The sequence below is a fragment of the Cystobacter fuscus genome (assembly GCF_002305875.1).
In the GTDB taxonomy this organism is placed as follows: Bacteria; Myxococcota; Myxococcia; order Myxococcales; family Myxococcaceae; genus Cystobacter; species Cystobacter fuscus_A.
In genome coordinates, this window is sequence record NZ_CP022098.1 from 2551560 (window position 1) to 2563051 (window position 11492).

At 68.1% G+C, this 11492-nt stretch carries 9 protein-coding genes; 6 read left to right on the forward strand and 3 right to left on the reverse strand.

Annotated features, from left to right (window positions below; genetic code table 11):
• The first annotated feature begins 322 nt into the window (after window positions 1–322).
• On the forward strand, window positions 323–1138 hold the full coding sequence (locus CYFUS_RS10595) for a class I SAM-dependent methyltransferase (protein ID WP_157758380.1): 816 nt from the start codon (window positions 323–325) through the stop codon (window positions 1136–1138).
• Window positions 1139–1156: 18 nt separating this feature from the next.
• Here CYFUS_RS10595 and CYFUS_RS10600 read toward each other — a convergent pair whose 3' ends face one another.
• Together CYFUS_RS10600 and CYFUS_RS10605 are read right to left on the reverse strand one after the other, a co-directional pair.
• The gene (locus CYFUS_RS10600; protein WP_095985112.1) at window positions 1157–4999 is read right to left on the reverse strand and encodes an ATP-binding protein; all 3843 of its coding nucleotides are present in this window, start codon (window positions 4997–4999) and stop codon (window positions 1157–1159) included.
• A 129-nt stretch (window positions 5000–5128) separates the two neighbouring features.
• Window positions 5129–6184 carry an alkene reductase gene (locus tag CYFUS_RS10605; protein WP_095985113.1) on the reverse strand — a complete coding sequence of 352 codons (1056 nt, stop codon included), beginning with the start codon at window positions 6182–6184 and terminating at the stop codon, window positions 5129–5131.
• A gap of 136 nt (window positions 6185–6320) precedes the next feature.
• Between CYFUS_RS10605 and CYFUS_RS10610 the strand changes: the two genes are divergently transcribed.
• The 4 genes from CYFUS_RS10610 (at window position 6321) to CYFUS_RS53850 (ending at window position 10074) form a co-directional block, all read left to right on the forward strand.
• On the forward strand, window positions 6321–6782 hold the full coding sequence (locus CYFUS_RS10610; RefSeq protein ID WP_095985114.1) for an Rrf2 family transcriptional regulator: 462 nt from the start codon (window positions 6321–6323) through the stop codon (window positions 6780–6782).
• Window positions 6783–6932: 150 nt separating this feature from the next.
• Window positions 6933–7628, forward strand: coding sequence for an Imm52 family immunity protein (locus tag CYFUS_RS54310; protein WP_332468428.1), 696 nt, complete (start codon window positions 6933–6935; stop codon window positions 7626–7628).
• 316 nt (window positions 7629–7944) lie between these two features.
• Window positions 7945–9321 carry a Tox-REase-5 domain-containing protein gene (locus CYFUS_RS10620; protein WP_095991930.1) on the forward strand — a complete coding sequence of 459 codons (1377 nt, stop codon included), beginning with the start codon at window positions 7945–7947 and terminating at the stop codon, window positions 9319–9321.
• A gap of 9 nt (window positions 9322–9330) precedes the next feature.
• Window positions 9331–10074, forward strand: coding sequence for an Imm52 family immunity protein (locus tag CYFUS_RS53850; protein WP_095985116.1), 744 nt, complete (start codon window positions 9331–9333; stop codon window positions 10072–10074).
• Between the two features lie 29 nt (window positions 10075–10103).
• Here CYFUS_RS53850 and CYFUS_RS10630 read toward each other — a convergent pair whose 3' ends face one another.
• A complete protein-coding gene (locus CYFUS_RS10630) occupies window positions 10104–10487 on the reverse strand; it encodes a hypothetical protein (RefSeq protein WP_095985117.1) in 384 nt (127 codons plus the stop codon).
• Between the two features lie 161 nt (window positions 10488–10648).
• On the opposite strand from CYFUS_RS10630, the gene CYFUS_RS10635 reads away from it, so the two are divergent.
• Window positions 10649–11407, forward strand: coding sequence for a hypothetical protein (locus CYFUS_RS10635; RefSeq protein ID WP_095991931.1), 759 nt, complete (start codon window positions 10649–10651; stop codon window positions 11405–11407).
• The last annotated feature ends 85 nt before the right edge of the window (window positions 11408–11492 follow it).

The following is an 11492-nucleotide window of genomic DNA, read 5'->3' on the forward strand; positions in this document are numbered from 1 at the left end:
CGCTCTGTCGTTGTCGGGGGGGTATAGCCAGACAAGAAAATTGAATCCGTTCAGTGGGACTCCGTGTGGAGTCTTGATTTCTCGGACTGAGCGGTGATTCTCGTTTTGACAGGAATTGCCTCCACCGGCCTGGCTTTGGTCCTGAAAGACGAGGGGGGGGCGTTGCTCAAAGGTGAGCAGAAAGCGTGGGTTTTTGTTGTCGCCCCACGGTTCGAGCCGTTCTTGCTTGGTGGTATCCTCGGAGTCGCGTTCAATCTCGGCGTCAATGATTGTTTCCGACGGGCGGCTGGAGCCAGGGTCCGCGCGGAGGGGGAGGCACAACGTGTCGATGCAGCGAATCACCGAACGACTTGCTCATGCCGCGCGTCAGCTCCAACACGAACTGGCCGGGGTCGCCGAGAGCGCGCGCACGCAAGGTCCGCGCGCCGCGGTGGAGCGCATGACGGAAGCCATGGCCTGGCGTCTGTCTCCGGCGCGGCGTTCCTTCGTACGGCGTCTGCAACATGAGCGCGCCCTGGCCCGGGAGTTCGACGAGCAGTTCGGCGTGGACACCTCGAGCGAGTCCTCGCTCACCGAGGTGGGGGTGCCGGCCGAGAAGGCGCGGGATGGCAATGGCATCTACCGGGGCATCTGGGCGGATATCTTCCACGAGGCGCTGCGCGGCACCGGGCTGCCCGAGGGGGACCTGACGTTCGTCGACTACGGCGCCGGCAAGGGCAAGGCCATGCTGCTCGCCTCGGCCTATCCCTTCCGCCGCATCGTCGGCGTGGAGTACGCACCGGGCTTGTACGAGGTGGCCCGGCGCAACCTCGCCGTGTTTCGCAGCCCCACCCAGCGCTGCTTCTCCCTGGACGTGGTGGGGGCGGACGCGCTCGAGTGGGAGCCTCCCGCCGAGCCGCTGCTGTGCTTCTTCTTCAACCCCTTCAGCGACGAGGTGATGGAGCGGGTCATCGCCCGGATCGCCGAGTCCTGGCAGCGCAGCCCCCGGGACATCTACCTGCTGTACGTCAACATCCGGAACACCGACGAGCAGGCCCGCGTCTTCGAGCGCCGCTCGGAGCTGACCCTGGTGCGCCGCGACCGGCATGCGCTGCTCGCCAAGGTGACGCCCCACGCTGCCCACGAGGCACGGTCCTGAGCCCGGCGGTGCCTCGCCTCACCCCGGGCCGAGCAGCATCTCGCGGATCTTGTTGGCCAGCACGTCCAGGGCGAAGGGCTTGGTGAGCATGTCCATGCCGGGTGCGAGGAACTCGCCGCGCACCGCCGCCTTCGCGGCATAGCCGGTGATGAACAGCACCTTGAGCTTCGGCCGATGCTGGCGCGCCAGTTCCGCCATCCGTCGGCCGTCCATCCCCGGCAGCCCGATGTCCGACACCAGCAGATCGACGCTCTGGGTGGACTGGAGGAGGGGCAGTGCCTCCTCGGCGCATGTGGCCTCCAGCGCCCGGTAGCCCAGGTCCCCGAGTACCTCGACGACGAGCATCCGCACCGCCGGGTCATCCTCGACGACGAGCACCGTCTCCCCCGCTCCCCGCGCGGCCTCGCCCCGGGTTTCCTCGTCACTCCCGGTGTCCTCCCGGTGGCGCGGCAGATGGATCTTGAAGGTGCTGCCCCGGCCGACTTCGCTCTCCAGGCCCAGGTGCCCCGCGGACTGCTTGACGAAGCCGTAGATCATCGACAGGCCCAGCCCCGTGCCCTGGCCGATGGGCTTGGTGGTGAAGAAGGGCTCGAAGATGCGGGCGCGCAGCTCGGCGGGGATCCCCGTCCCCGTGTCCGTCACCGACAGGACGGCGTAGTCGCCCGGCGCGAGCCCCTCCTCCCGCCGCGCGAAATGCTCGTCCAGGTGCGCGTTGGACGTCGCGATCGTCAGGGTGCCGCCCTCGGGCATGGCGTCGCGCGCGTTGATGCACAGGTTGAGCAGCGCGTTCTCCAATTGGTGGGGGTCGGTGTACACGCGCCACAGCGCGGTGCCGGGGCGCACCTGGAGGGTGATGCGCTCGCCGAGCGTGCGCAGCAGCAGATCCTCCATTCCGCTCACCAGCGCGTTCATGTCCACGGACTTGAGGTCGAGCGACTGGCGGCGCGAGAAGGCCAGCAACCGGTGGGTGAGCGCCGCGGCCCGCTGCGTCGAGGCGATGGCGGTGGAGACGTAGCGGTCCACCCGCTCATGCTCCCCGCGGGACATGCGCAGCTTGAGCAACTCCAGCGCGCCGCTGATGCCGGTGAGCAGGTTGTTGAAGTCGTGCGCGATGCCGCCGGTGAGCTTGCCCACCGCCTCCAGCTTCTGACTCTGGCGCAGCTCCTCCTGGGCCTGCTCGAGCTCCGCCTGACGCGCCTTGTCCTCGGTCACGTCGCGCGCCACGCAGTAGATGCGCCCCTGGTCGGGCACCGCCTTCCACGAGAACCAGTGCCAGGCGCCGTGGACATCCCGGAAGCGGTTCTCGTAGCGAGCGGTGGTCACGCCCGAGGCCAGCCGGGTGAGCTCCTCTCGTGTCCTGGACAGCTCCTCCGGGTGCTCCATCCACTCGGAGGTGCGGCCCACCAGCTCCTCCTCCCGCCAGCCCAGGGTGCGCCGCCACGAGGGATTCACGCTGAGCCAGACGCCCTGGAGGTCGGTGATGAGCAGGTGATCCTGGCTCACGTTCCAGATGCGATCGAGCTCGCGGGTGCGCTGCTCGACCCGGGCCTCGAGGCTCTCGTTGGCGCGGCGCAGGGCCTCGTTCGTCTCGCGGCGCAGGCGCGCCAGGCGCAGCGCGCCCTCCACGCGCGCGAGCAGCTCCCGGGCGCTGAAGGGCTTGACCAGGTAGTCATCCGCCCCGGCCTCGAGGCCCTCCACCGAGGACTCCTCGCCGGCCCGGGCGCTCAGCAGGATGATGGGCAGGTCCGCGGTGGACGGATGTCCGCGCAGCGCCTTGATGAGCCCGAAGCCATCCAGCCGGGGCATCATCACGTCCGACAGGAGGAGCGCCGGGGGCTGGGCGCGCACGGCGGCCAGGGCCTCCACGCCGTCCGCGGTGGCCTGCACCGAGTAGCCCGCGTCGGTGAGCAGGCGCCGCACGTAGGCGCGCATGTCCGCGTTGTCGTCCGCCAGCACCAGCCGCTCCCGGGGCGTGTCCCTTCCCACCGGCGCGGCTCCGTCCAACGCTCCCTCCGGGAGGGAGGGCGCGGGGGCGTCGGGCAACAGGCCGAGCGCCTCCTGGACATAGGCCGCGGCGTGCTTGGACGGAGGCGGGCGGGCCACGGCGGCCGGGTGGGGAGAAGGGGAGGCCTGGGGACTCTCGAAAGGCACCTGGACGGTGAAGGTGGAGCCCCGTCCTTCCTCGCTCTCCACGCGCACCGCGCCGTGATGCAGCCGCACCAGCTCCTGCACCAGCGCCAGACCAATGCCCGTGCCCTCATGGCTGCGCCCCCGCTGCCCTTCGATCCGGTGGAAGCGCTCGAAGACGCGCGGCAGCTCCCGGGCGGGGATGCCCACGCCCGTGTCGCTCACGGACAGCTCGGCCCCCGCGTCCACCGCGCGCAGGCGCACCGCCACCTCTCCCTGGAACGTGTACTTGAAGGCGTTGGAGAGCAGGTTGAGGACAACCTTCTCCCACATGTCCCGGTCCACCCAGACGGGCTCGGGCAGCGGCGGACAGTCCACGACGAGGGTGAGCCCCGCGCGCTCCATGGCCGAGCGGAAGGTGCTCGCCAGCTCGGCGGTGTAGGCCGCCAGGTCCACCGGCTCGAACACCGCGCGCACCCGGCCCGCCTCCAGCCGCGAGAAGTCCAGCAGCGTGTTGACCAGCTTGAGCAGACGCAGGCCATTGCGGTGCACCCGCTCCAGCCCCTCGCGCTCGACCTGGAGGGGGCCGGCCCCGGGAGGCGCCGTGGCGAGCATGTCCTCCAGGGGCCCGAGCATGAGGGTGAGCGGGGTGCGGAACTCGTGGCTGGCGTTGGAGAAGAAGGCCGTCTTGGCGCGATCGATCTCCGCGAGCTGCTCGGCTCGCTGGCGCTCCAGCGCGTAGGCCTGGGCGTTGGCGATGGCCGTGGTGATGTGGCCCGCCACGCGCTCGAACAGCGTCCGGTACGCGGCGTCCAGCCGCCGCCGGGGGCTGATGCCCGTCACGAGGAAGCCATGGGGCACCCCCGGCCGGGCGCTCTGGATGGGGGTGACGAGTACCTCCTCGACGGGCTCGGGCCAGGGCGTGCCCGGCAGCCGCCGGGCGAGGCGCGAGGACAGGTCCCCGACGCTCACCGCCGCGCCACGGGCCAGCACCTCCGCCAGCGGCCAGGGCGTGGTGCCCTCCGGGGGCGCCGAGAGATCGAGCTCGGCCGGGCACAGGTCCGCGTGGGCCTCGAGGTTCGCCTGACCCACCAGACGCGCCCGGCGCGAGCGCTCGTCGTGGAGATAGAGCAGACAGAAGGGCGCCTCGACGGGAGTGCGCGCCAGCGTGTGGATGGCGGACGCGCAGGCCTCCTCCGCCGTGCGGGCCTGGGCCGTGCGCTCGGACACCTCGCGCAGCAGCCGCTCGCGCCGCTCGGCGAGCACGCGGTAGGTGGTCTCGGTGACGGCGGTGAAGATGCCCTCGACCCGGCCGCCCTCGCCGCGCACCGGGCTGTAGGAATAGTAGAAGTAGCACTCCTCCGTGTAGCCGAAGCGGTGCAGCGGCAGGAGCTGGTCATCCGACCACGTCGCCTCGCCGGTGTTCATGACGTGGTCGAACATGGGGCCGATGATGTCCCAGATCTCCGCCCACACTTCCGCGCCCGGACGCCCGAGCGCCCACGGATGCTTCTGGCCGGGCACCGGACTCCAGGCGTCGTTGTAGAGGAGTGCCCGCGTGGGCCCCCAGTACAGGACGATGGGAAAGCGCGACCCCAGGCAGATGCCCACCGCCGAGCGCAGCGCGGGGGACCAGCTCTCGACCGGGCCGAGGGGCGTCTGGGACCAATCCTTGGCGCGCATGAGCGCGCCCATCTCCCCGCCACCTGCCAGGAACTCGAGGCTGTTGGACATGGACCCTTCATGCATCCACTCGCAGCGGGCATACAAGCGCCGTGGCTTCGGCTGGAAGGGGAACCCGTCCGTGGACCGGCCAGGCGGCCGCGAGCGCCTCGCTCACGATGGAGGCGCGCCCATGCGTCCTCAAGCCAGACGCGGGTAGTCCGTGAAGCCCGCGGGGCCGGGGGTGTAGAAGGTGTCGTGATCAGGCACGTTGAGCGACGTGCGCCGGGCGAAGCGCTCGGGCAGATCGGGATTGGCGATGAAGAGCCGCCCATACGCCACGGCATCCACCGTCCCCTCGGCCAGGGCATGCTCGCCGTCCTCGCGCGTGAAGTCACCGGCGCCGATCAGCTTGCCCGGATAGAGGGCGCGGATGCGCTGGAGCGGGATGCCCGGGCCGGAGCCGTGCCGGCGGTCCTGCTCGGTGGTGCGCGTGGCATGCACGTACGCGAGGCCGAGCGGGGCCAGCCGCTCGAGGAGATAGGCGAAGGTCTCCTCGCCGCTCGGGTCCGGCGCGCCGTTCACCGTCGCGCTCGGTGAGAGCCGGATTCCGACGCGATCGGCACCCATGGCCTCACTCACCGCCGTGACGAGCTCCAGGGCCAGCCGGGTCCGGTTCTCGAGCGAGCCTCCGTGGGCATCCGTGCGCTGGTTGGCGCCCGCGCGAAGGAACTGGTCGAGCAGATAGCCATTGCCGTTGTGGATCTCGACGGCGTCGAAGCCCAGGGCCCGCGCCGTGCGAGCCCCACGCCCGAACGCCTCGACCATGGCGGCCAGTTCCGCGGGGGTGAGGTCATGGGGTTTGAGCGGGTTGGCCACCGCCCACCAACCCGCGGCCCGTTGGGCCTCGTCCGTGGCATACCGCGCCTGGCCGAAGTGCCAGAGCTGGGCGGCGATCCGCCCGCCCTCCGCGTGCACCGCTTCCACGACGGAGCGCCAGGCCTCGGCCTGCCGGGCGGTGAAGAGGCCGGGAAGCGCCGGGTAGCCTTCTCCATAGGGCGCGACGGCGATCGACTCCGAGATGATCAGCCCGGCGCTGGCGCGCTGCGCGTAGTACTCGGCGACGAGCTTCGTCGGCGCGAGCTCCGCATCCGCGCGCAGGCGCGTCAGGGGGGACATGATGAGCCGGTTGGGCAGTCGCAACGCGCCGAGCGTGACGGGCGTCTGGAGGAGATCCGAGGCGGGGTGGGGGGACATGCGGGCTCCCGGTGGCTGAAGTGTTCTCGTGAGAGATACAGATGAGCCCATTCAAGTGCAATAGTGACGATTGCACTTTCGAGCCGGGAAGTGTTCTTCTCATTGTTGCAAAAAACGGGCGCGCTATATTCAGGGCATGACGGATCTGCGCTTCCCCACGGCGCTGCAGATGATGCTGGGCCTGGTGCTGGCCGAGCGGGAGGGCATGGCGAAGGTGTCCTCGGCGGAGCTGGCCGAGGGGCTGGGCGCCAACCCGAGCCTCGTGCGCAAGCTGCTCGTGCCGCTGGTGCGCGCGGGGCTCGTGGAATCCTTCATGGGCAAGAGCGGCGGCGTGCGCCTCGGGCGGCCGGCGGGGGAGATCACGCTGCGCGACATCTATTGCTGCGTGACGGAAGGCAAGAAGCTCTGGTCGGCGCGGTCGAACGTGCCGCACCGCTGCCTCGTCAGCTCCAACATCGAACGCTTCTTCGATGGGCTGGCGGACGAGGCGGAGCAGGCGATGCTCGACACGCTGGGCCGCCGCACGCTCGAGCAGAGCTTCGCCGAGCTGCGGGCGATGGACAAAGCGAGGCCGGCGAAGCGGGCTCCGCACGGGTGAGCCTGGCCGCCCCGCGGGCCCAGCGCCCTGGTGGGAGGTGGCTCCTCGGTGCGGTGGAGCCCTTCGGCGTGCGTCAGTAGCAGGACTGCGGAGGGGTCGACGTTCAAATCGCCGACGAGGTGAGGGGTACACATGGACGAGCGGTACTACATGGGCGGGTATTGGGGGCCTCGCAAGGAGACGCCGCTGGAGAGTGCCCGGCGCGCGGAGCTCTTCTTTCACATGCTGGCACGGTGTGATCCGATGTTCACTCAGTGGTACAGGGGGGGACGTGGCGCTCCCCGCACGCTGCCAGGATACCCTGTCCGACCAGATGCAGCGGAGTGGGAGCAATTGTTTCTGCGCGGAAGGCTCCGCACGGACGTCGACAAAGAAGTCATCGAGGAGTTTGGTTTCGGTGCGCACGTCTGGAACGCGAAGGGGAGTCAATGGAGCCGCATTCAATTGCATTGCGGTTCCTACTCCCGTGGGTCGGGGAACGTGTGTTTGTTCTATCCGCCTGAGGAGGGCCCACTGCGGGAGCGGGTATTGAGTGCCCCACTGCTGGCGGAGGTGCTCACCAGCATGGCCACGGCTTGGGACCCCGACTTTGCCATGGTCAGTTCCTCGGAGATGGTGGACCTCGTGGAGAAGCGCAAGAGGGAGGTACGGGTGGGGTGGCTGACGTACCTGTCGCGACGGCTGGGCACGTTGCCTCCGTTGCCCTCTCCAGTGCGCATCGAGCCAGTGGGGACCCTGGGCTGGCTGCTCGTCCTTTCTCCGGAGCGTATGACGGCAAGCAATCCCGAGCACGTGGCGTTCACCGTGCGCGTGCGCGAACTGCTCGATCGGGCTGGTCTCCTCTAACGTCCGGAGCCCGTGACCGGCGAGGAGTGACCAGGGCAAGATCAGAGTGTGGAGAAGGCCGTACCGGCCGACCCTACACGGAGTGACACCCATGCCCCTCCAGTCCCTTCTCGAAGACAGTTCGCGCCCTCGTTTTGAGCTCCCGGGTCGCCAGAGCGGCGTACTCCTGCTGGCCCTGGCCGTGGTCGTGCTCCTCGAGGGGTGTGCCACGGGCCATTCGCGAGGGAGCCTGACCAGTAGTGTTGGCATCCACTCGCGCTCCGCCTCGTTGCATTACGGCGTTGGGCCCAGGACTCCGGTTGCCTCTCCCGTGACCATGGAGGAGACGGGGAGCGCGGGCGGATTTCCCGAGCCGGCAGTGGATGCATTCCAGGTGGTGCAGGAGGCCAGCGGCCTCGGGGAAGAGGTTTGGCACCCGGCGGGTGCGGCGCTCTACGTGGGGCAAGCGCGCCAACTCCTGGGCGCGTTGGCGAAGACGCCCGTCACCCAGCGGAATTTCGCTCCTCGCCGCGTGCTCTCCTGGCTGTTGCGCGAGGTGCTCGAGGGCGGCGAGCGCGTGGAGTACGCGGATTTGAAGTGGCGCGCCGAGCGCTTCTTGTTCCTGGTGCTGGTGCGACCGGATGGCTACCTGGTGGCCGCGCCCACCGGTGCTCCTCTTCAGCGCCTGGGCCCCCTTCGACTCGTGGAAGGAGTGTGGAAGGTGGGCCCCCTCGTGGTGGGCGATTTCTACTTCTCGCGCGGGGGCGTCTTCTACCCGGTGAATGAGGCCCTGCGGCGTGTGGACGTCCCGCCCCTGGCCGAACTGGGCTTGGGGAGAGACCCGCTCAACGCCGCTCTGGACGGAGCGCAGGATGCGGTGGGGGAGATGGGGGTGGCGCTCGCCCAGTCCATCCTTCATCCCCTCCGCACGGTGGAGGATTTGGTGCAGCTACCTGACACGGTGGCGCACCTCATCGCCTCCTCGCCGGAGTACTTCGCGCGCTACGGCGCCATGTCGAGGGAGGACCAGATACGCGAGGCGGCGCGCCTATCCACGCACGTGCTCATGATGTTCGGGGGAGCGGAGGCCACCATGGGGCGCATGGGTGGGTTGGGGGCACAACTGCCGGCGCTGTCGCTCACGGCGAGGGGCGAGCTGGCGCTGGGCGGAACTGTCGTGGCGGGAGCCGCGACGGCCACCACCGTGGGGATGGATCTGGGAGCCCTCTCCATCCTCCACATGGCGAGAGGTCCGGCGAACGTCGGTGGTGCGAGCGGGAAGAAGGGGACGTCCTCCGGGACGACTGCTGGGAAGGGGCCGGGAAAGTGGACGTACAAGAAGCCCACCACCGAGTCCAGACAGGCCTTGGACTACCAGGAGGAGATAACGGGACGGCCCGCCTGGTACGTGTACATGATTGGGAGAGTGGAGTTCGACGGATTCAACGGCAAGGAACTGCTGGAGGCCAAGGGCGCCAGCTACAAGCACTTCCTCAAGAAGGATGGTACAGCCCAACCCTGGTTTCTCGCTGGGGAGGGGTTCACGGGGCTGCTGGATCAGGCCAGGAGTCAGGCGCGGCTTGCCAGTGCGCTGAACCTGCCGCTGGTGTGGTACGTGGCCGAGGCGGAATTCGCGAAGTTCCTCTGTGAGACCTTCAAAGATAACCGGGTGTACGGCATCGACGTCCGTTTCAAACAACCGACGACGCGGTGAGGAGTAGGCATGGACGAGCGGTACTATGTGGGCGGATACTGGGGGCCTCGCGAGGAGACGCCGCTGGAGTGCGCCCGGCGCGCGGAACTCTTCTTTCACATGCTGGCGCGGTGTGACCCGATGTTCACTCAGTGGTACAGGGGAGGACGTGGCGCCCCTCGAAATCAGCCAGGTCATCTTGTTCGCTCCACGGCCGCGGAGTGGGAGCAGTTATTCCTTCGCGGAAGGCTCCGCACTGACGTTGACAAGGAAGTCATCGAGGATGCTGGTTTCGGCGCGCATGTCTGGAACGCGAAGGGAAGTCAATGGACCCGCATTCAAGTGCATTGCGGTGCTTATTATCCGGGAGTGGTGAACGTGTGCCTGTTCTATCCGCCCGAGGAGGGCCCGCTGCGGGAGCGGGTATTAAGTGCCCCACTGCTGGCGGAGGTGCTCACCAGTATGGCCACGGCTTGGGACCCCGACTTTGCCATGGTCAGTTCCTCGGAGATGGTGGACCTCGTGGAGAAGCGCAAGAGGGAGGTTCGGGTGGGGTGGCTGACGTACCTGTCGCGACGGCTGGGCACGTTGCCTCCGTTGCCCGCTCCAGTGCGCATCGAGCCCGTGGGGACCTTGGGCTGGTTGCTCGTTCTCTCGCCCGAGCGCATGACGGCGAGCAATCCCGAGCACGTGGCGTTCACCGTGCGCGTGCGCGAGTTGCTCGACCGGGCTGGCCTCATCAATCGTCCGGAGCCCGTGACCAGCGAGGAGTGACCAGGGCAGGAACTGCGTGGCGCGCGGTGTCAGGTGTTCTGCTGGCTCGGCTTGTTCTTGAAGGCGAGAAGGATGTCCTCGAGAGTTGTTTTCTCCCCAAGCTCGATACTGTGATTGTAGCCCTCGTCGAACAGCATCAAGGGCTTGGCTTCGGGGGAAATCATCGAGCCATACCAGAGCGCGAACTCCGCGCAGTCTCGCATTGCGCCGTTGTAGGTGATGGTCGAGCCCTCGCCGCCGAGGGAGCCATCAATCGTTGAGTTTGACATCTCGAGTTGGAAGTCGATGGACCGGAACCCCTCTGAGCTGAACGCGGATTTGAATTTAACCAATGGCCATCGCGAATTGAGTAGTTCGATGAACTGATGAACTGAAATGCTCCACCCATCACGGGTCATCAGGTACCAGTCCATGTGCAATTTCCTTCAGTGCTTGACCACGAGCCTACCCGAAGTGTTCGTCTCTTTCAGCAATGTCTCGAGGAACGCAAGGGCATGATTATAGGACCTGTGCTTCGTGTTGACGTGACAGGTCGAATCCGCTCCGCTGGGCGCCGAACTGATCGGGAGTGCACGTGGCGGACGACAAGAGCGGGAAGGGGAGTGGGTGGGGGCCGTTCGAACGGGGCAGTGCCTACGACGAGGTGGGGCCCGATTTGGGCAGTCTCCACGATGCGTGGGATGTGAAGACCGGAATGCCGGTCCTGCAACTGCTGCCCACGGACCGCGTGGAATGGCAGCCCGAGGGGCCCTGGCGGGTCTCCCTCTTGTGCGAGCCGCAACCTAACTCGGTGACCGTGAGGGTGGAGGAGGCTCCCGCGTCCATGCCTGTGTCGGAACTGGCGGACATCCTCGTGCTCACCTCCGCCGCCGTCTCGCGCGTGGAACACAGTCCTCGGCTCCAGGCACACCTCGCCTCGGGCCTGTCTCCGACTCCTCCCACTTCGCGCCAGCGCACGGGTTGCACGGCCGCGAACTGGACCGGGCTCTCGCTCGCTCTGGGCGTCTGGCTGCTGGTGAGTCTCTCCGCGCCTCCGTCTCCCCTCCCTCGGGATGCGGCCTCGGATTCCTTCTCCCAGGAGGACGACTCGTCCTTCGTCGATCTGGCGGAGTCGGACCCGGCGGCCCTCGCCTATCCCATGCCCGACAAGCCCCTCCGCGATCAGGCGGTTCCTCCCTGCAAGCGCAATCGGAGCGTCGTGGAGATCAACGGCGGGTGTTGGGTGCGGCTGGACCAGGAGCCTCCCTGCGATCCGGATACGGCCGAGTACCAGGGCAAGTGCTACATGCCCGGCGCCAAACCCAAGAGAGCGCCCCAGTCCGTCGCTCCCTGATGTCAACATTTCCGACCGAGGGGGGGGAGGGGCTCCCCTGGCCGGAAACTACCCGTGTCAGGAGCGGCCGCTACAGTGGCCCTTG